This is a genomic window from Amycolatopsis sp. NPDC114504 (assembly GCF_055633595.1).
The window spans coordinates 375612-395235 of record NZ_JBVKDU010000006.1; the positions used below are offsets into that span (position 1 = coordinate 375612).

Annotated in this window: 19 protein-coding genes and 1 riboswitch; of the genes, 4 read left to right on the top strand and 15 right to left on the bottom strand. The window is 71.0% G+C overall.

Annotated elements, in window-relative coordinates; translation table 11 throughout:
• Positions 1-10: 10 nt before the first annotated feature.
• From lipA to ACZ7PG_RS43575, 6 genes are all read right to left on the bottom strand, one after another.
• Positions 11-1012 carry a lipoyl synthase gene (lipA, locus tag ACZ7PG_RS43550; RefSeq protein ID WP_470245069.1) on the bottom strand — a complete coding sequence of 334 codons (1002 nt, stop codon included), beginning with the start codon at positions 1010-1012 and terminating at the stop codon, positions 11-13.
• A complete protein-coding gene (gene glyA / locus ACZ7PG_RS43555) occupies positions 1009-2283 on the bottom strand; it encodes a serine hydroxymethyltransferase (RefSeq protein ID WP_470245070.1) in 1275 nt (424 codons plus the stop codon). Before glyA ends, lipA begins: the two co-directional genes overlap by 4 nt.
• Entirely contained in the window at positions 2283-2660 is a 378-nt protein-coding gene (gene gcvH / locus ACZ7PG_RS43560; protein WP_470245071.1) for a glycine cleavage system protein GcvH, read from the bottom strand. The genes glyA and gcvH overlap by 1 nt, the downstream gene beginning before the upstream one ends.
• Before the next feature lie 13 nt (positions 2661-2673).
• On the bottom strand, positions 2674-3765 hold the full coding sequence (gcvT, locus tag ACZ7PG_RS43565; protein WP_470245072.1) for a glycine cleavage system aminomethyltransferase GcvT: 1092 nt from the start codon (positions 3763-3765) through the stop codon (positions 2674-2676).
• A 4-nt stretch (positions 3766-3769) separates the two neighbouring features.
• Positions 3770-6601, bottom strand: a complete 2832-nt coding sequence (gene gcvP / locus ACZ7PG_RS43570; protein ID WP_470245689.1) for an aminomethyl-transferring glycine dehydrogenase — start codon at positions 6599-6601, stop codon at positions 3770-3772.
• A gap of 43 nt (positions 6602-6644) precedes the next feature.
• Positions 6645-6743: riboswitch (glycine riboswitch) on the bottom strand.
• Between the two features lie 145 nt (positions 6744-6888).
• Positions 6889-8223, bottom strand: a complete 1335-nt coding sequence (locus tag ACZ7PG_RS43575) for a helix-turn-helix domain-containing protein (protein WP_470245073.1) — start codon at positions 8221-8223, stop codon at positions 6889-6891.
• Positions 8224-8335: 112 nt separating this feature from the next.
• On the opposite strand from ACZ7PG_RS43575, the gene ACZ7PG_RS43580 reads away from it, so the two are divergent.
• Together ACZ7PG_RS43580 and ACZ7PG_RS43585 are read left to right on the top strand one after the other, a co-directional pair.
• On the top strand, positions 8336-8716 hold the full coding sequence (locus ACZ7PG_RS43580) for a hypothetical protein (RefSeq protein ID WP_470245074.1): 381 nt from the start codon (positions 8336-8338) through the stop codon (positions 8714-8716).
• Positions 8717-8791: 75 nt separating this feature from the next.
• Positions 8792-8989 (top strand): hypothetical protein, encoded by a 198-nt coding sequence (locus ACZ7PG_RS43585; protein WP_470245075.1) that lies wholly within the window; start codon positions 8792-8794, stop codon positions 8987-8989.
• Here ACZ7PG_RS43585 and ACZ7PG_RS43590 read toward each other — a convergent pair.
• Genes ACZ7PG_RS43590 through ACZ7PG_RS43605 form a run of 4 tightly spaced genes read right to left on the bottom strand, consistent with a single transcriptional unit; the run spans position 8986 to position 13172 of the window.
• Positions 8986-9753 carry a 3-oxoacyl-ACP reductase gene (locus tag ACZ7PG_RS43590; RefSeq protein ID WP_470245076.1) on the bottom strand — a complete coding sequence of 256 codons (768 nt, stop codon included), beginning with the start codon at positions 9751-9753 and terminating at the stop codon, positions 8986-8988. The two genes, ACZ7PG_RS43585 and ACZ7PG_RS43590, sit on opposite strands and share 4 nt — an antisense overlap.
• Positions 9753-11120 (bottom strand): aldehyde dehydrogenase family protein, encoded by a 1368-nt coding sequence (locus tag ACZ7PG_RS43595; protein ID WP_470245077.1) that lies wholly within the window; start codon positions 11118-11120, stop codon positions 9753-9755. Before ACZ7PG_RS43595 ends, ACZ7PG_RS43590 begins: the two co-directional genes overlap by 1 nt.
• Complete coding sequence (locus ACZ7PG_RS43600) at positions 11117-11827, bottom strand: gamma-glutamyl-gamma-aminobutyrate hydrolase family protein (protein WP_470245078.1); 711 nt, start codon at positions 11825-11827, stop codon at positions 11117-11119. Before ACZ7PG_RS43600 ends, ACZ7PG_RS43595 begins: the two co-directional genes overlap by 4 nt.
• A complete protein-coding gene (locus ACZ7PG_RS43605) occupies positions 11808-13172 on the bottom strand; it encodes a glutamine synthetase family protein (protein ID WP_470245079.1) in 1365 nt (454 codons plus the stop codon). Before ACZ7PG_RS43605 ends, ACZ7PG_RS43600 begins: the two co-directional genes overlap by 20 nt.
• Positions 13173-13569: 397 nt before the next feature.
• Between ACZ7PG_RS43605 and ACZ7PG_RS43610 the strand changes: the two genes are divergently transcribed.
• Entirely contained in the window at positions 13570-14094 is a 525-nt protein-coding gene (locus ACZ7PG_RS43610) for a YflT domain-containing protein (protein WP_155545185.1), read from the top strand.
• Between the two features lie 87 nt (positions 14095-14181).
• Here ACZ7PG_RS43610 and ACZ7PG_RS43615 read toward each other — a convergent pair whose 3' ends face one another.
• The 3 genes from ACZ7PG_RS43615 to ACZ7PG_RS43625 form a co-directional block, all read right to left on the bottom strand.
• Positions 14182-15414, bottom strand: a complete 1233-nt coding sequence (locus ACZ7PG_RS43615; RefSeq protein ID WP_470245080.1) for a DUF1700 domain-containing protein — start codon at positions 15412-15414, stop codon at positions 14182-14184.
• Positions 15411-15746 carry a PadR family transcriptional regulator gene (locus ACZ7PG_RS43620; RefSeq protein ID WP_470245081.1) on the bottom strand — a complete coding sequence of 112 codons (336 nt, stop codon included), beginning with the start codon at positions 15744-15746 and terminating at the stop codon, positions 15411-15413. Before ACZ7PG_RS43620 ends, ACZ7PG_RS43615 begins: the two co-directional genes overlap by 4 nt.
• 87 nt (positions 15747-15833) lie before the next feature.
• Positions 15834-16280, bottom strand: coding sequence for an Lrp/AsnC family transcriptional regulator (locus ACZ7PG_RS43625; protein WP_470245082.1), 447 nt, complete (start codon positions 16278-16280; stop codon positions 15834-15836).
• 61 nt (positions 16281-16341) lie between these two features.
• Between ACZ7PG_RS43625 and ACZ7PG_RS43630 the strand changes: the two genes are divergently transcribed.
• Complete coding sequence (locus ACZ7PG_RS43630; RefSeq protein ID WP_470245083.1) at positions 16342-17244, top strand: SMP-30/gluconolactonase/LRE family protein; 903 nt, start codon at positions 16342-16344, stop codon at positions 17242-17244.
• A 323-nt stretch (positions 17245-17567) separates the two neighbouring features.
• On the opposite strand, the gene ACZ7PG_RS43635 is transcribed toward ACZ7PG_RS43630, so the two are convergent.
• Together ACZ7PG_RS43635 and ACZ7PG_RS43640 are read right to left on the bottom strand one after the other, a co-directional pair.
• Positions 17568-18746, bottom strand: coding sequence for an MAB_1171c family putative transporter (locus ACZ7PG_RS43635; RefSeq protein ID WP_470245084.1), 1179 nt, complete (start codon positions 18744-18746; stop codon positions 17568-17570).
• A complete protein-coding gene (locus tag ACZ7PG_RS43640; RefSeq protein ID WP_470245085.1) occupies positions 18743-19309 on the bottom strand; it encodes a hypothetical protein in 567 nt (188 codons plus the stop codon). The genes ACZ7PG_RS43635 and ACZ7PG_RS43640 overlap by 4 nt, the downstream gene beginning before the upstream one ends.
• Positions 19310-19624: the final 315 nt, after the last annotated feature.

Genomic DNA, 19624 nt, shown 5'->3' on the forward strand with positions numbered 1-19624 from the left:
CCGCCCCTTCCTATCGCGCCAGCAGGGAGCTGGCTTCTTGCGCGGCCGGGCCCTGGTCGGCGAGGTGCTGCAGGTTCTCCGGCAGCTCCTCTCCACGGTAGCCCTTGGTCTGCGCGTACAGCCGTCCCGCGCGGTACGACGACCGCACCAGCGGCCCCGCCATCACACCCGCGAAGCCCATGGCCTCGGCAGCCTGGGAGTGCTCGACGAACTCCTCCGGCTTGACCCAGCGATCCACCGGGTGGTGCCGCGGCGACGGACGCAGGTACTGCGTGATCGTCAGGATCTCGCACCCCGCGTCGACCAGGTCCTGCATCGCCGGAGCGACCTCGTCCGGCGTCTCGCCCATACCCAGGATCAGGTTCGACTTCGTCACGAGCCCGAACTCACGCGCCTTCGTGATGACCTCAAGCGAACGCGCATACCGGAACCCCGGACGGATGCGCTTGAAGATCCGCGGCACCGTCTCGACGTTGTGCGCCAAGACCTCCGGCCGCGACCCGAAGACCTCGGCCAGCTGCGACGGCTCGGCGTTGAAGTCCGGGATCAGCAGCTCGACGCCGGTACCCGGATTCAAGTCGTGGATCTGCCGGACGGTCTCCGCGTACAACCACGCGCCGCCATCGGAAAGGTCATCGCGCGCGACACCGGTGACCGTCGAATACCGCAAGCCCATGGCCTGCACCGACTCCGCGACTTTCCGCGGTTCCGTGCGATCGAGAGCGGCGGGCTTGCCCGTGTCGATCTGGCAGAAGTCACACCGGCGAGTGCACTGATCGCCACCGATCAGGAACGTGGCTTCACGGTCTTCCCAGCACTCGTAGATGTTGGGACAACCGGCCTCTTCGCACACCGTGTGCAGACCCTCGCGACGCACGAGACCCTTGAGCTCGGTGAACTCCGGCCCCATCCGCACCCGCGTCTTGATCCACGGCGGTTTCTTCTCGATCGGCGTCTCGCTGTTGCGGACTTCCAGCCGCAGCAGCTTCCGGCCCTCGGGCAGCGCGCTCATCGGGAGAGGTCCGCGTACAACGGGTGCTTCGCGGCCAGCGCCTCGACGCGGTCGCGCAGCTTCGAACGCAGGGCGTCGTCGAAGTCGGGCTTGAGTGCCTCGGCGATGACGTCGGCGACCTCGGTGAAGTCGTCCGCCTGGAACCCGCGGGTGGCCAGCGCCGGCGTGCCGATGCGCAGGCCCGACGTGATCATCGGCGGGCGCGGGTCGAACGGGACGGCGTTGCGGTTGACCGTGATGCCGACCTCGTGCAGCCGGTCCTCGGCCTGCTGACCGTCCAGAGTGGACTGGACGAGGTCGACCAGCACCAGGTGGACGTCGGTGCCGCCGGTCAGCACGCGCACACCGGCGTCGGCGCAGTCCGACTGCGACAGCCGCGAAGCCAGGATGCGGGAACCCTCCAGGGTGCGCTGCTGACGCTCCTTGAACTCCTCGCTGGCGGCGATCTTCAGCGCGACGGCCTTGGCCGCGATGACGTGCTCGAGGGGCCCGCCCTGCTGACCCGGGAACACCGCAGAATTGATCTTCTTCGCCAGCTCCTGACGCGAGAGGATCAACCCGCCGCGCGGGCCGCCGAGGGTCTTGTGCGTGGTCGTGGTGACGATGTCGGCGTGCGGCACCGGCGACGGGTGCAGCCCGGCCGCCACCAGCCCGGCGAAGTGCGCCATGTCCACCATCAGGCGTGCGTCGACGAGGTCGGCGATGCGCCGGAACTCGGCGAAGTCGAGCTGACGCGGGTAGGCGGACCAGCCGGCGATGATCAGCTTCGGCTGGTGCTCGACGGCCAGGCGCTCGATCTCGGCCAGGTCGACGATCCCGGTCTCTTTGTCCACGTGGTAGGCGACGACGTTGTAGAGCTTGCCCGAGAAGTTGATCTTCATCCCGTGCGTCAGGTGACCGCCGTGCGCCAGGTCGAGGCCGAGGATCGTGTCGCCCGGCTTGAGCACGGCGAACATCGCGGCCGCGTTGGCCTGCGCGCCCGAGTGCGGCTGGACGTTGGCGTGCTCGGCGCCGAACAGGGCCTTCGCGCGGTCGATGGCGAGCTGCTCGACGACGTCGACGTGCTCGCAACCGCCGTAGTAGCGGCGGCCTGGGTAGCCCTCGGCGTACTTGTTGGTCAGCACCGAGCCCTGCGCCTCGAGCACGCCCACCGGGGCGAAGTTCTCCGACGCGATCATTTCCAGGGTGGACTGCTGACGGGTCAGTTCGTCGGCGACGGCCGCGGCGACCTCGGGGTCGACTTCGGACAGGTGCTGGTCGAACGTCGTCATCAGTTCTCCTGGGTGAGCGCGGCGTACGCGGCGGCGTCGAGCAGTTCCGGCACGTCCCCGGTCAGACGCACCTTCAGCAGCCAGCCTTCCGTGTACGGGTCGGAGTTGATGACCTCGGGGGTGTCCGCTGTGGTGCCGTTCACCTCGACGACCTCGCCGGAGACCGGCGCGTACAGCTCGCTGACCGACTTGGTCGACTCGACCTCGCCGAACACCTCGCCCGCGGTGATCGTGGCGCCGGCCTCGGGCAGCTGGACGAACACGATGTCACCGAGCGACTCGGCGGCGAAGGCGGTGATGCCGACGGTGGCGACGCCGTCCTCGACGTTCAGCCACTCGTGTTCCTTGGTGTACTTCAGGTTCTCGGGGATGCTCATGGCTCAAAAGTCCTTACGCGCGGGAGTAGAAGGGCAGGGCGACGACCTCGACGGGCTCGATCCTGCCCCGGATGTCGACGGAGAGCTCGGTGCCGGGCTCGGCGTACGCCCGATCGACGTACGCCATGGCGATCGGGTAACCGAGCGTGGGCGACAGCGCGCCACTGGTGACCTCGCCGATCTCGACACCGTCAGCCAGCAACTTGTAGCCGTGACGCGGGGCGCGACGACCCGCGCCCTTGAGACCGACGCGCACGCGCGGAACGTCCTGCTTGGACCGCTCCTCCAGGGCCGAGCGGCCGACGAAGTCGCCCGGCTTCTCGAACTTGACGACGCGGCCGAGCCCGGCCTCGAACGGGCTCTGGTCGAGGGTGAGTTCGTTGCCGTACAACGGCATCCCGGCTTCCAGCCGCAGCGTGTCGCGGCAGGCCAGACCCGCCGGGACGAGCCCGTGCCCCTCACCGGCTTCGGTGAGGATGCGCCAGACCGCCGGTGCCTCGTCGGCCGGAACGAACAGCTCGAAGCCGTCCTCGCCGGTGTAGCCGGTGCGGGCGAGCAGGACTTCGTGGCCCTTCACGACCGCCGGGACGCTCGCGTAGTACTTGAGCGCACCCAGGTCGGCGTCGGTCACCGAGCCGAGGATCGCGACGGCGTTCGGGCCCTGCACGGCGATCAGCGCGGTCGTCTCGCTGCGATCGTCCACGACGGCGTCGAAGCCCGCGACCCGCTCGGCCAGGGCGTCCGCGACGACCTTCGCGTTGCCCGCGTTCGCGACGACCAGGTAGTGCTCGTCGGCCAGCCGGTAGACGACCAGGTCGTCGAGCACGCCGCCGGACGCGTCGCAGATCATCGTGTACCGCGCCCGGCCCGGCTTGACCCCGGTGAGGTTGCCGACCAGCGCGAAGTCCAGGACGTCGGCGGCCTGCTTGCCGGTGACGTGGATTTCGGCCATGTGCGAGAGGTCGAACAGCCCGGCCGCCTCGCGGACGGCCTTGTGCTCGGCCAGCTCGCTGGCGTAGCGGACCGGCATCGACCAGCCGGCGAAGTCGGTGAACAGCGCACCGAGTCCCTTGTGGACTCCGTGCAGGGAAGTCTCTCGTGACACGGGTTCAGCCTTCGTAAGCGTTGAGGGGCGGGCAGGAGCACACGAGGTTACGGTCACCGCGAGCGCCGTCGATGCGGCGGACCGGCGGCCAGTACTTGTTCTTGCGCGACACCCCGGCCGGGTACACGGCCAGCTCGCGGTCGTAGGGCTTGTCCCACTCCCCGACCAGCGTCTCGGCGGTGTGCGGCGCCCCGCGCAGCGGCGACTCCTCTGCGCTCCAGCGACCGGAAGCCACCTCGTCGATCTCCGCGCGGATGGCGATCATCGCGGCGATGAACCGGTCGATCTCGCCCAGGTCCTCGGACTCGGTCGGCTCGACCATCAGCGTCCCCGCGACCGGGAACGACATGGTCGGCGCGTGGAAGCCGTAGTCGATGAGCCGCTTCGCGACGTCGTCGACCGTCACGCCGGTCTCCTTGGTGATCTGCCGCAGGTCGAGGATGCACTCGTGCGCGACCAGGCCGTCCTGGCCCGTGTAGAGCACCGGGTAGTGCGGCGCCAGACGCGAGGCGACGTAGTTCGCGGCCAGCACCGCGACCTTCGTGGCCGCGGTCAGGCCGGGCGCGCCCATCATCCGGACGTAGGCCCAGGAGATCGGCAGGATCGAGGCCGAGCCGTACGGCGCGCCGCTGATCGGGCCGACGCCGGTCGCCGGGCCGGCCTGGTCGAGCAGCGGGTGGTTGGGCAGGAACGGCGCGAGGTGCGCGCGCACCGCGACCGGGCCGACGCCGGGGCCGCCACCGCCGTGCGGGATGCAGAACGTCTTGTGCAGGTTGAGGTGCGAGACGTCGCCGCCGAACTCGCCCGGCTTGGCCAGGCCGAGCAGGGCGTTGAGGTTCGCGCCGTCGACGTACACCTGGCCGCCGCCGTCGTGGACGATCTTCGCGAGCTCGTCGATGTCGTGCTCGTAGACGCCGTGCGTGGACGGGTAGGTGACCATGATCGCGGCGAGGGTGTCCCTGTGCGTGTCCACCTTGGACCGCAGGTCGGCCAGGTCGACGTTGCCCTCGTCGGTGCACTTGACGACGACCACGCGCATCCCGGCGAGCACCGCGGACGCGGCGTTGGTGCCGTGCGCGGACGACGGGATCAGGCAGACGTCGCGGGCCTCGTCGCCGCGGGACCGGTGGTAGGCGCGGATCGCGAGGAGCCCGGCCAGCTCGCCCTGGCTGCCCGCGTTCGGCTGCAGCGACACCTTGTCGTACCCGGTGACCTCGGCCAGCCAGTCCGCCAGCTGCCCCACGAGGACGTGGTAGCCCTCAGCGTCCTCGGCCGGGGCGAACGGGTGGATGCCGGCGAACTCGCGCCAGCTGATCGGCTCCATCTCGGTGGTGGCGTTGAGCTTCATCGTGCAGGAGCCGAGCGGGATCATGCCGCGGTCGAGCGCGTAGTCCTGGTCGGAGAGGCGACGCAGGTAGCGCAGCATCGCCGTCTCGGAGCGGTGCGAGCCGAAGACCTCGTGACCCATGAAGCCGCTCTCGCGGGCGAGACCGTTCGGCAGCGCGACGCCGTCACTCAGGTCCGCCTCGACGCCGAACGCGCGCAGGACCTTCTCGGCGATCGCGGGGGTGCTGACCTCGTCGAAGGCGACGCGGACGTGGTCGGCGTCGACGTGGCCGAGGTTGATCCCGGCCTCGCGCGCGGCGGCGTGGACCTCGGCGGCCTGGCCCGGGACGTGCGCGACGACCGTGTCGAAGAAGGACTCGTGCACGACCTCGACGCCGGTCTTGCGCAGGGCGTCCGCGAAGCCCGCGGCGAGGCCGTGGACGCGCTGGGCGATCCGCTTCAGGCCGTCGGGACCGTGGTAGACCGCGTACATCGCGGCCAGCACGGCCGGGAGGACCTGCGCGGTGCAGATGTTGGACGTCGCCTTCTCGCGGCGGATGTGCTGCTCACGCGTCTGCAGCGCGAGGCGGTAGGCGGAGTTGCCGTCGGCGTCGACCGAGACGCCCACCAGGCGCCCGGGCAGCGAGCGCTCGAGCCCGGCGCGGACGGACATGAACCCGGCGTGCGGGCCGCCGTAGCCGAGCGGCACGCCGAAACGCTGCGTCGAACCCGCGGCGACGTCGGCGCCGAACTCACCCGGCGCGGTGATCAGCGTCAGCGAAAGCAGATCGGCGGCGACGGTGAACAGCGCGCCCGCGGCCTTCGCCGACTCGGAAATCGCGTGGTAGAAGCCGCGGCCGCGCAGCACGCCGGACGCACCGGGGTACTGGGCGACGACGCCGAAGAACTCGTCCGGCAGGCCGGTGAGCAGGTCGCGGACCTCGACCTCGATGCCGAGGGCCTCGACGCGGGTCCGCACGACGGCGATGGTCTGCGGCAGGCACTCGGCGTCGAGGACGACCTTGTTGGACTTCGACTTGGACGCGCGGCGCATCAGCGTGACGGCCTCGGCGACGGCGGTCGACTCGTCCAGCAGGGACGCGTTCGCGGTGGCCAGGCCGGTCAGGTCGGCGACCATGGTCTGGAAGTTGAGGAGCGCTTCGAGCCGGCCCTGGGAGATTTCCGGCTGGTAGGGCGTGTACGCGGTGTACCAGGCGGGGTTCTCGAGGACGTTGCGGCGGATCACGCCGGGGGTGACGGTGTCGGAGTAGCCGAGGCCGATCATCTGCGTCATCGGGCGGTTGAGCGCGGCGAGGGCGCGCAGCTCCGCGGTGGCGTCCTCTTCGGACGCGGCGGGCGGGAGCCGCAGGTCGGCGGTGGCGCGGATGGCGGTCGGCACGGCCGCACCGACGAGGGCGTCCAGGCTGCCGTAGCCGCACTCGGCCAGCATCTTCGCGCGTTCGGCCTCGGACGGGCCGATGTGGCGGGCGTCGAACTGCGTGGAGGTGATGGGAGCTCCTCGGGCCGGGCACCGGGCACAACGGTGCGCTGGGAACTCCCCCTCTGTCATGGCACCTGAGAGTTTCACTGTGCGGAGCACAGCTTTCACCTTGGGTGAGGCGCGGGTGCGCCTGCTTTCCAGAGTGGCCTCGCACGAAGCGGTAGCAGGTACCTGAGAGATTCCGGGGAGTTTGCTCCTTCGGTGCCCCACCACGTTCGTGAGGGCTCTCCCGCCTCGGCTCGACGGCCCGATCTGCAGTTGTGGCGGCTACGGTACCTGCCGCCGCCGAGGTCCGTCTACTTCACCGGGCCAACGCCACAGTGATCCTCGACCGCGCCTCGATCGGCGAACCGGTGCACCACGCTCCCGGCCAGCGCCGGCGGCCGCCGAACCCGGCCCGACGGCAGGACCAGGCGTTTCAACGGCCCGCCGAGCGGCACCGGCGGGTGCCCCGCCCCCAGCAGCACCCGCTCCACGATCTGCTCGGCCAGCCACGCCACCGAGTCGTTGAGCCGGTCGAGCGAGAGGCGGTCGCCGTCGAAGACGTCGGAGTCGGCCAGGGTCACCTCGTAGTACGCGCAGCCCGGTGGCACCCCCGACGAGACCGCGTCCTCGATCGCGCGGGCCCCGGCCAAGGCGTCCGGGAAGCCGGCTTCGAGCAGCGGCTCGCGGTAGATGCGGGCCGCCCGCTCCCGCATTCGCGGGCCGTAGCGGACCACCACCGGGAGCCGGCCGGTCAGGTCGGGCACGGCCAGGCCGTGCAGCAGCATGATCGGCGGCACCGCGTGCACCAGCCGCGGCGCGGGCTCGGCCAGCTCGCGGGCGGTGATCCGGACGCGGTCGGCCATCGCGTCCGGGAGGCCGAAGTAGCGGAAGTCGACGTTGCCGAACCCGAGCCCGTCGGCGACCAGCGACGCGAGCAGCTCGCCGTACCCCCAGATCGGCGACAGCACCACGACGGGCGGCGCGGCGACGACCGGCGACGGCGCGGGCGGCCGCGTCGCCTCCTGCTCGGGCACCTGGATGACCAGCCGCGGCGGCTCGTGCCAGTCGTGCACCTCGGCGACTCGCCAGTACAGCCCGAGCGGCCGCCACAGCTCACCGAGGACGTCGTGCTCGAGGATCCGGCGCACCTCGGCGTCGTCGTGCGGGAAGTCCCGCGGCGCCACGATGCCGACGTAGTGGTGGTAGGTGACGCGGACCTCGTCACCGCGGGTGGCGGAGCGGATCCGCATCTCCCAGTCGATCGGCGACGCGGCGATGAGGTTGGCCACCTGCGTACCGGGCGAGGAGTAGACGAGCGCCGTGGCCTGCCGGAGGAACTGCCCGGCCTGGTCGATGCCTTCGCGCAGCGCCTTCGCGGCTTGAGCGACGTGGACCGGGCTGGCGAGGCTTTCGGGCAGGACGCCGGCGACGCGCAGGAGTTCGGCTTCGGAGAGCCCGGTGACCTCGGCGATCTGGGCCCAGTGATCGAAGACGGTGACCTTGGGCGCGTGCCGGTGTTCGATCCAGCTGCGCAGGGTCGACGTGGGGACGCCGATGCGTCTGGCGGCCTCGTCCAGGGAGAGGCCCCTCGCCCGGATGCCGGCCCGGACCGCTTCCGCCCACTCGTCGGCGCGCCAATGCGTCACCTCACAAAGCTAACGCAGCAGCGGGTGTCTTCCACGCGTAACGATCCAGCTGCACGAGCAACACCGGCCACCGGCGGCGCGACATCAGTCCCACCGCGGAAGGAGACCGGCCATGACGACGGAACCTCAAGGCACACGGCGGCGATTCGTGATCAGCGGCCTCGTGCTCGTCGGTCTTGCCGCGCTGGTCACCGGCGCCGTGGCGATCGCGCTCGCCGTGGACCGGAGCGCCGGCCCGGTCAGGGCCGAACCCGACTACGAGGCGGTCGTCCGCGACACCGTGTCGATCATCTTCCCCGGCAGCGTCGCGTCCCCGGACCAGCTGCAGGAACTCCTGCCGAGCTCGAAGCGGTCCACCGACGTCGCGTGCGACAACCTCGCCCACATGCCGCGGAGCGAAGTCGTCGGGTACACCACCCTGTCGGTGGGCGACCGGGCGAAGGCCGACATGCTCGTCGCGTCCATGGAGCGCAACGTGTGCTCGCGCCGCTAGTTCCACGCGAAGCTGACGAAACCCGCTAGCTTTGCGCAGGGACGAATCGCCCAGGCGGGATCGACGCTGGTCACCATGACCACCACCATCATCGCCCTGACCCTGATCGTCGGCGTCCTCACCTTCGCCGCCGGCGCCTTCCTCGCCTCCGAGATCGCCGTCCGCGTGCTCAAGCGGCGCGAACGGCTGGTCTCCGAAGAGCGCAAGAAGCTCAACGCCGCCTGGAACTACCTGCGGGAGGTCTACGGCGTCAAGAAACCGACCAAACGTTAGAGCGGGGTCACGTACGCGCCGGAGATGCCGCCGTCGACCAGGAACTGGGATGCCGTGATGAAGCTCGCGTCGTCGCTGGCCAGGAACGCCACCGCCGCCGCGATCTCCGATGGCTCGGCGAACCGGCCGACCGGTACGTGCACCAGCCGCCGGGCCGCGCGTTCCGGGTCCTTCGCGAACAGCTCCTTGAGCAGCGGCGTGTTCACCGGCCCCGGGCACAGCGCGTTGACGCGGATGTTCTCCCGCGCGAACTGGATGCCCAGCTCGCGGCTCATCGCGAGCACCCCGCCCTTGGACGCGGTGTAGGAGATCTGCGACGTCGCCGCGCCCATCACCGCCACGAACGACGCCGTGTTGATGATCGAGCCGCGGCCCTGGCGCTGCATGTGCGGCAGGACGGCCTTGCAGCAGTGGAACACCGACGTCAGGTTGACCCGCTGCACCCGCTCCCACGCGTCGATGCCGGTGGTCAGGATCGAGTCGTCCTCGGGCGGTGAGATCCCCGCGTTGTTGAACGCGACGTCGACCGAGCCGAACTGCTCGACCGTGCTGTGGAACAGGTTCTCGACCTGCTCGGCGTCGGTGACGTCGGTCTGGATGAACGCGCCGCCGACCTCGTCCGCGGCCGCCTTGCCCTCGGCCGGCGTCAGGTCGCCGATGACGACCTTCGCGCCTTCGCTCGCCAGGCGGCGGGCCGAGGCGAGCCCGATGCCGCTCGCGCCGCCGGTGATGACCGCGACGCGGCCTTCGAAACGCTGGACCATTACTCCTCCGTGCTGAGAAAGACGTTCTTGGTTTCGGTGAACGCCGCCGCGGCGTCGGGGCCCAGCTCGCGGCCGAGGCCGGACTGCTTGAAGCCGCCGAACGGCGTCCAGTAGCGCACCGAAGAGTGCGAGTTCACCGACAGGTTGCCGGCTTCGACGCCGCGCGCCACCCGGAACGCGCGGCCGGCGTCGCGGGTCCAGATCGACCCGGACAGGCCGTACTCGGTGGCGTTGGCCATCCGGACCGCGTCGGCCTCCTCGGCGAACGGCACGACGGCGACGACCGGGCCGAACACCTCGTCCGCCGCGGCCGGGTGCCGCAGGTCGGGCGGGGTGAGGACGGTCGGCGGGAACCAGTACCCGGGTCCGGCGGGCGCGCTGCCGCGGAAGGCGACCGGCGCGTCGTCCGGCACGTAGGAGGCGACCTTCTCGCGGTGCGCGGCCGAGATCAGCGGGCCCATCTCGGTCTTCTCGTCGCCGGGGTCGCCGACGACGACGCCGTGCACGGCGGGCTCCAGCAGTTCCATGAAGCGGTCGTACGCGCTCGCCTGCACCAGGATCAGCGACCGCGCGCAGCAGTCCTGGCCCGCGTTGTCGAAGACGCCGTAGGGCGCGGTCGCGGCGGCCTTCTCGAGGTCGGAGTCGGCGAAGACGATGTTCGCGTTCTTGCCGCCCAGCTCCAGCGTCACGCGCTTCACCTGCGCCGCGCAGCCGGCCATGATCTGCTTGCCGACCTCGGTCGAGCCGGTGAAGACGACCTTGCGCACGCCAGGGTGGTCGACGAACCGTTGCCCCACCACGGATCCCTTGCCGGGCAGCACCTGGAAGACGTCCTCCGGGATGCCCGCCTCGCGCGCCAGCTCACCCAGCCGGATGGCGGTCAGCGGCGTCAGCTCGGCGGGCTTGAGGACGACGGTGTTGCCGGCGGCGAGCGCGGGCGCGAAGCCCCAGCCCGCGATCGGCATGGGGAAGTTCCACGGCACGATCACGCCGACGACGCCCAGCGGCTCCTGGAACGTGACGTTGACCCCACCCGGGACCGGGATCTGCTTGCCGATCAGGCGTTCCGGCGCGGCGGAGTAGTAGTTGAGGACGTCCCGGACGTTGCCGGCCTCCCAGCGGGCGTTGCCGATGGTGTGCCCGGAGTTGGCGACCTCGAGCCGCGCGAGGTTCTCGATGTCGGTCTCGACAGCGTCGGCGAAGCGGCGCAGCAGCCGCGCGCGGTCGCCGGGGGTGACGTCGCGCCACGCCGGGAACGCCGCCTGCGCGCGGGCGATCGCCGCGTCGGTCTCCTCGGCGCTCGTCAGCGGGACGGTCCGCACCACCTTCTCGGTGGCGGGGTTCAGGACGTCGAAGGTGCTGGTCATGCCCTCTCCTTGCTCGCGTCGACGAGGGCCGCGAAGAGCCGCACGTCGTCGCTGTCCTGCTCGGGGTGCCACTGCACGCCCAGGGTGAACTCGCCGGGCACCTCCGCGGCCTCGACCGTGCCGTCGGCGGCCCAGCCGACCGGCTCCAGGCCGGTGCCGAGCCGGTCGATCGCCTGGTGGTGGTAGCAGAGCGTCTTGGTTTCCGAGCCCAGGATCGCGGCGGCCCGGCTGCCCTCGGCGAGCGTGACCGTGCCGCGGCCGAACGTCGCGAGCGCGGGCTGGTGCTCGGTGGTGCCCGCGCTTTCGGGCAGGTGCTGGGTGAGCGTGCCGCCGAGGGCGACGCTCATCACCTGCAGGCCGCGGCACACGCCGAGGACGGGTTTGCCCGCCTTCCGCGCCGCTTCGAACAGGCCGAACTCGAACGCGTCCCGGTCCGGCCGCGTGTAGGTCGCGGGGTGCCGCTCCTGGCCGTAGCGCTCCGGCTCGACGTCGGCGCCGCCGGTCAGCACCAGGCCGTCCACAGTGGACACGAGCCGGTCGTACGCGTCGGACACCGGCGGCAGCAGCACCGGGATGCCGCCGGCCGCGACGACGCAGTCGACGTAGACCCGGTGCAGCAGCACGGCTTCGGTCTCCCAGACCAGGAACTTCGCGGGTTCCAGGTAGCTGGTGAGACCGATGACGGGCTTAGAGCCGTTCGAAGCCACGGACGAGCTCCCAGTCGGTGACGGCGGCGTTGTAGGCGTCCACCTCGATCTTCGCCGCGTTCAGGTAGTGCTCGACGACGTCTTCGCCGAACGCCTCACGCGCCAGTTCGCTGCCCGCCAGCGCGGCGGCGGCCTCGGGCAACGTGGTCGGCACGGTGCCGCGGTCGGAGTTGTAGGCGTTGCCGCTGAACGGTTCTTCCAGCTCCAGCTCGTTTTCGATGCCGTGCAGGCCGGCGGCGATCAGCGCGGCGACGGCCAGGTACGGGTTGACGTCCCCGCCCGGCACGCGGTTTTCGACGCGCAGCGACTCGCCGTGGCCGACGACGCGCAGCGCGCAGGTCCGGTTGTCGGTGCCCCACGCGATCGCGGTCGGCGCGAAGCTGCCGGGCACGAAACGCTTGTAGGAGTTGATGTTCGGCGCGAAGAAGTACGTCAGCTCGTGCAGCCCGGCGAGCTGGCCGGCGAGGAACTGCCCCATGAGCGTCGAGAAGCCGTGCTCGTGGTCGCCGGCGAGCACCGCCCGGCCTTCGGTGGAGCGCAGGCTGATGTGGATGTGGCAGGAGTTGCCCTCGCGCTCGTTGTACTTCGCCATGAACGTGAGGCTCTTGCCGTCCTGGGCCGCGATCTCCTTGGCGCCGTTCTTGTAGACGCTGTGGTTGTCGCAGGTGCTCAGGGCATCGGTGTAGCGGAAGGCGATCTCCTGCTGGCCGGGGTTGCACTCGCCCTTGGCGGACTCCGGGTAGAGCCCGGCACCGGACATCTCGTTGCGGATGCGGCGCAGCAGCGGCTCGAGCCGCGCGGTGCCGAGCATCGAGTAGTCCACGTTGTACTGGTTGGCGGGCTTGAGACCGTGGTAGCGCTTGTCCCAGGCGGCTTCGTAGGTGTCGTCGAAGACGATGAACTCCAGCTCGGTCCCGACGTAGGCGGTGAGCCCGCGTTCGGCGAGCCGGTCGAGCTGCCGACGCAGGATCTGGCGCGGCGACACCGACACCGGGCCGCCCTGCACGCGCTCGACGTCGGCCAGCACCAGCGCGGTGCCCTCGTGCCAGGGGATCTCGCGCAGGGTCTCGAAGTCGGGACGCAGCACGAAGTCGCCGTAGCCGCTCTCCCAGGAGGAGAGCGCGTAGCCGTCGACGGTGTTCATGTCGACGTCCACGGCCAGGAGGTAGTTGCAGGCCTCGGTGGCGTGCCCGACGACCTCGTCCAGGAAGTACTCCGCCGAGCAGCGCTTGCCCTGGAGCCTGCCCTGCATGTCCGTGATCGCGACGAGCACGGTGTCGATCGTGCCCGCGTCCACCCGCGCCCGGAGCTCGTCGAGCGTGAGCATGCCTCGTCTGCGTGCCATCAGCCGCCCCAAAGGTTTGATGCGAATCCTTTGCGGGTCCTTCCTACCCGGTGACGCCGGACGGGTCAACCGGAACAAAGGTATTTTTGTGAACCATTGATTCGGCGGGCCGCGCACCCCCTCCGGCCGTGTCGTCCAGCCAGGTACGCGTGTCGTCCACCTGCGTGCGCGTGTCGTCCCTCCGGGTACGCGAGGCACGCGTCCGGAGGTACCGGACCGGCGCGCACGCGCACCTGGACGGACGACACGCGTACCCGGATGGACGACACGATGGCCCGCCCGGGTCCGGCGCGGCGGATTGCGCGGTTTGCCCGGCTGAGAAGAGTCTGTGAATTCCGCGCGAGCGGGAGGAATCCGGGGTACTCCCACGTTGAACGGGGCAGGAGAGGTGAGATCGATGACCACAGCATTCACGCAGCAGAGCACGATCGGACAGCAGCAGGCGCGGCCCCAGCTGCCCACCCTGCCCACCGGCTGGCCGATCGGTTCCTACGAGTCCTACGAGCAGGCGCAGCGCGCGGTCGACCACCTCGCGGGCACGGACTTCCCGGTCACCGACGTCACGATCGTGGGCGTGGAGCCGATGCTCGTCGAGCGCATCGCCGGCAAGATGTCCTGGGGCAAGGTCCTGGGCAGCGCGGCGACGTCCGGCGCGATGTTCGGTGTGTTCCTCGGCCTGGTGCTGAGCCTGCTGAACCCGGGCGCGGGCCTGGTCCCGATCGTGATCGGCCTGGTCGCCGGTCTCGGGTTCAACCTGCTCTTCGGCGCCCTCGGGTACGCGGCCAACCGCAACAAGCGCGGCTTCGTCTCCCAGAGCCAGCTGGTGGCGCGCCGCTACGACGTCCTGTCCCAGCCCCGCAACGCCGAGAAGGGCCGCGCTCTCCTGGCGGACCTCGCGGCCCGCAGCGCTTTCGGCCACTGACCCACCGAGATCGAAGGCCGCCCCCGGTTCTCCGGAGGCGGCCTTCGTCGCGTCAGGAGCGGCCCCGACCTCCGCTCCTGGTGGCTTCTACCTGGTCGGCGTCGTCGTGGTGCTCGTCGTGGGTGACGGAGTCGGCGTCGGCGTCGCCGAAGTCGTCGGCGGCACCGTCACCTTCGGGATCGCCGCGCTGAACGGCACCCCCGCGTTCTCGCGGCAGGCCGAGCGGTACCCGTTGTAGCCGTTGTAGTTGCCCTGGTCGTCGGTGACGCCCTGCTCGATCTTCGGCCGCGGGAACCGGTTGTCCTCGCCGATCTTCTCCTTGGACCCGCTCGACCGCTCGCAGCCGTAGCGGGTCAGCGTGATCGGACGGCCTTCCTCGTCGTAGAGGTAGACCTCGGTCAGCGGCTTGCCCTCGGCGTCGAACGCGTAGACGTTCTCGATCTCGTGGTTGCCGTAGCTCAGCTGCTCGTTGCCGTACCGGTCGGACGACGACGGGTAGTACGACGGCGAGCTCGAGTAGGAGTTCCGGTTCGAGATCAGGTCGACCGCGGCGCCGAACCCGCCCAGGATGCCGCCGATGACGAACGCCGAGATCGGCACGGCCACCCACAGCAGCCGCCGGTCGCGCCGCAGCCGCGGGCCCGCCCACACGGCCGCGCCGCCCGCGACGAACAGGAACGGCAGCAGCAGGACGGCACCGCGCGAGCGCAGCATGAGCAGCAGCCCGAAGCCGATCAGCACGAAGGCGCACACGATCCACCACGCCGGCTTGAGCGAAGCGAGGTAGCTCAGCGCCTTCCCGGAGTCCTCCTGCTGACGTCCCTTGTTCAGCGTCTGCCGCAGCCACGCCACCTCGGGCAGCGCCAGCACCGGCTCGATCCCGCCGCGCAGCAGCAGGAACAGGCTGATGAGGAACACGGGCAGGAAGAGCCCCGCGCCGAGGAGCGCGTCCGGCTGGACGCTCACGGCGGCGGCGAACGCGAACAGCGCGAGCGCCACCGCGCAGAGCACCAGGCCCCAGAACGCGATCCGCGGCTTCGCGAGGCTCGGGGTCGCCGACGTGGCGAGCACCTGCGTCGCCCCTTCGGCCGCCGGCGGGTAGCCACCGGACGCGCGCAGCTCGGCGGCGTAGCTTTCGGGCGTGCCGAGGCGCTCGATCAGGGCCTCGACGCGGGCTCCCTCCCCCAGCTCGGCCTCCAGCTCCGCCAGGTGCGGGCGGACGTCTTCGAGGATCTCTTCGATCTCGCTCGCGGGCAGGTCGGCGAGCGCGGTCCGGACCCGCGCCAGATAAACCCGCACGGCGGTCGGCTTGTCGCTCATGCTGCCTCTCCCACTGCGTCTCCCAGGAGTACGTTCATCGTCGATGCGAAGCTCTGCCAGGTCTTCCCCGACTCCGCGAGGCGGAGCCGACCCGGTTCGTTCAGGCTGTAGTACTTGCGATGCGGGCCCTCTTCGCTGGGCACCACGTACGAGGTGAGCAGGCCGGCCTTGTAGAGCCTGCGCAACGTCCCGTACACCGACGCGTCCCCCACCTCGTCCAGGCCCGCGCCCCTGAGTCTTCGCAGGACGTCGTACCCGTAGCCGTCTTCCTCGCGGAGCACCGCGAGCACGGCCAGATCCAGCACCCCTTTGAGCAGCTGACTGATCTCCACTGCACCCTCCAGTCCTACGCTTGGAAAGGTACCACGCATTGCGCAGTAGTGCGGACAGCGGAGGGCCAAGTGGGCGTGTTCGCCCGCTCAGGCCCCGGTGTCCACCGGGCGCTCGAAGAAGGATTCGAGGATCACGATGGTCCGCGTGCCGGTGACGCCGTCGATCGCGAACAGCCGGCGCAGCGACGCCTGGAGCTCCTCGGTCGTCGGCGTGCGCACCTTGACCAGCAGTGACGCCGGTCCGGCGATGACGTGCGCCTCCACCACCTCGGGCAGAGCTTCGAGGGCCACGCGCACCGGCTCGTCGCCCATCCAGGCGTTGGCCTCGACGAGGACGAACGCCGCGACCCCGCGACCGACGGCGGCCGGGTCGACGTCCACGGTGGTCCGGCGGATCACGCCCTGCTCGCGAAGCTTGCGGACGCGCTCGTGGGCCGCCCCCGCGGACAGACCGACGGCCTTGCCCAGCGCGGCGTACGCCTGCGTCGCGTCTTGCTGCAGCGCGGAGAGCAGCATGCGGTCCACGTCATCCACGGCTTGACCATATCAGGTTCGGCGATCCATGCTTGACGCAGAATATCATTAGGGGTGACAGATGGATCTGGTCAAGACGGAGTTCGAGGTACTGGACGAGCGGTTCGCGCGCGTGAACGGCGACGAGTGGATGCAGCGCCTCCACACGGGGTGCCGCTGGACCGAGGGGCCGGCGTACTTCCCGGCCGGGCGCTACCTGGTGTTCAGCGACATCCCGAACGACCGCACGCTGCGCTGGGACGAGACGACGGGCCAGGTCGGCGTGTTCCGGCAGCCCGCGTCCTATGCGAACGGGCACACGGTCGACCGCGCCGGCCGGCTGGTCAGCTGCGAGCAGGGCCACCGCCGGGTGACCCGCACCGAGCACGACGGCTCGATCACCGTGCTGGCGTCGGAGTTCGAGGGGAAGCGTTTCAACAGCCCGAACGACGTCGTCGAGCACTCGGACGGGTCAATCTGGTTCACCGACCCGAGTTACGGCATCGACAGCGACTACGAGGGGTACCGGGCGGAGAGCGAGATCGGGGCATGTCACGTGTACCGCGTGTCCCCATCGGGTGACGTACGGATCGTCGCGGACGACTTCTCCCGCCCGAACGGCCTGGCCTTCTCGGCCGACGAGTCGCTGCTGTACATAGTGGACACCCGGCAGAAGCCCAGCCACATCCGGGTGTTCGAGGTGGGCGCCGAGGGGGAGCTGACCGGCGGAGCGGTGTTCGGAACGTGCGACAACGGCGTGTTCGACGGAGTCCGGGTGGACAGCGAAGGCCAGGTCTGGGCGGCGGCACACGACGGGCTGCACTGTTTCGCGGCGGACGGGACGTTGATCGGGAAGCTGCGGGTACCGGAGATCTGCTCGAACTTCACGTTCGGCGGCGCGAGGGGGAACGAACTGTTCATCACGGCTTCGAGCTCGCTGTACACGCTGAGGGTGACGGTGAACGGGGCTCGCTACCCACGTTGACGGGCGCTCGCGTGGACTTGCGGGCTGAGCCTGCGGCTGCGGCCTCGCGAGAATCTGCGCGGCCGGCGGTCGAGTGGCGGGCTGGCAGCGGCCTGCGAGGATCGGCCCAACCGGCGGCGCCGCGGGCTGAGCCTGCGGCTGCAGCCGCCCCACCAGATCGGCCCAACCGGCAGCGCCGCGGGCCGCACCTACGCCAGCAGCCGCCCGCGAGAATCAGCGAGGCCGGCGGCGGCGCGGCGGGCCCCGCGAGAATCGGCCCAGCCGGCTGCGCCCACTCCGGCAGCCGCCCGTGAGAATCGGCGAGGCCGGCGGGCCAGCCCTTGCTACCCGCGTTGACCGGCGGTTGTCCTCACCCGGTCCACCACCGCGTCGCGCTGCCAGGCTCGGCTTACCCGGACCAGCCAGGCCGCCTCCGTCGCTACGTCCGCGTCCGGGAGTGGGTCCGGGGTTGGCTCGGCCGGCTCGAACCTTCTCCCCTGGCGGCCCGCCTCGATCGCCGCCGCCAGGGTTACCGCCTCCACCGTCGGGGCCACCTCCGCCTCCGGAACTCCCTCCTGGCGGGCCGCCGTCTCGGCTCGGGCCGGGAGGTCCGGGTCGAAGTGGGCTCGGAGCGCCAGGTGACCGTCGCGGATCTCGATCACCCTGCGGTACAGCGCGAACTCGGCGCCGCCCGACAGCTCGCGGCCCGGGTCCAGCGCTATGCCCGGGACCGCCGCGCGCAACGCCGTCCAGAGTGGCTCGATGCGGCGGTACGCCCGGTACGCCCGCACCCGGCCGATCACCGACGACACCGCCGGCGACCACGCGCTGAGCGTCGCGCCGGCCGTCACGAAACCGATCGTCGTCGCGGCGAGCACCGATGACGGCAGGTCCTCGCGGGCGCCGATCCGGGCGCCCTCGGCGAGGCGGCGGACGTCGTCGATGTCCCAGAACGTCCACGCGAACGCCGCGGCCACGCCGACCACCAGCAGCCACAGCCCGGTGCGCAGCGGGCCCGGCTCCGCGTGCCACGCGCTGCGGGCGAACACCGTGATCAGCAGGCCGAGGCTGAACAGGCTGTACGCCAGGAAGACGAGCTTGTCGGCCAGCGCGAACGGCAGGCCCGCGTCCGAAAAGACCGTGTCGTCGCCGACGCGCCGCGGCCGGGAGAGCGTGAAGCACACCGCGAGCAGCACCATCGCCACGCCGGTGAACAGCGCGTGCGGGGCGAGCCGGGCGCCTTCGCCGCGCCACACCGACTGCGTGAACGCGACGGCGAACCCGATCGCGCCCAGCTTCAGCTCGTCGCCGGCCAGGCTCAGGACCCATTCGGCCACCGGGCCCGGCCCGGCGAGGGCGGCCATCGCCGGGGTCAGCACGAGGATGCCGGTGGCGATGCAGATGCCGAACCCGGCGAGGAACCACATGGTGCGCACCGGCTGGCTGCGCCGCGCCTCGACGATCTTGTACCCGAACCCGGCGAACCCGACCAGGCACAGGTGGTAGGCCAGGGTTTCGATCACGGCGTCCGGCGGCGGGACCGGCCGAAGAGGGAGTCGAAGCGCCGCAGGCCGTCCGGGGCGTCGGGCGCGAGCTCGCGCGGCTCCTCGTGCCGGGCGACGCGCTGGGCGAGCAGGCTCGCCACGAGCTCGGCTTCGCGCTCTTCGACCTCGGTGTAGGTGGTGCGGCCGAGCACGCGCCGGACGAGCTCGGGCGAGAGGCTGGGCATGAGCTGCCGCCCGGCGGCGGCGTCGATCGCGACCCCGTCCGCGCCGCCGGCCGGGCCGGTGTGGCCGCAGAGCAGGTGGCCGACCTCGTGCAGCAGGATGTGCTGCCGGTGCAGGGCGGTGGTGGTGGTCGGGTAGAGGATGTAGTCGGCGCGTTCGGTGCTCATGAGCAGCCCGCAGGGAGCACCTTCGGGCGCGCTGACGGGCATGAGCTCGATGGGGCGCCCCCGTTCGGCGGCCAGGCTCGCGACGAACGCTTCGGCATCGAAGGGCTCGGGCAGCGTGACGGCATCGGCGACCTCCCGCGCCCGCTTCCACAGCGCCCGCCCCGGTCGCCGGCGCCACGGTGTATGCGCCACGTCAGCCCTCCCTCACGCCGCGACCCCACGGCCCCAGCCGGTTCAACGCGACGAGCCTGGCGTGGATACGCGACGGGAGCAAGATCGGGCGCCCGGATTTCGAGCCGGCGAACCGGACAGCGCCATCGGGAACGAGCGTCGGCGACTCACGAGGGGCGCGCGGCCCGCGGACGGACCGAGCGGCGCCGGCCGCCGACAACCCACCGGCACCGCGCAGCCGGCAGGCGGACCGAGCGGCGCCGGACGCCGACAACCCACCAGCGCCGCGCGGCCGGCAGGCGGACCAGGCGTCGGACGCGGGCTCCGGCTCGACAC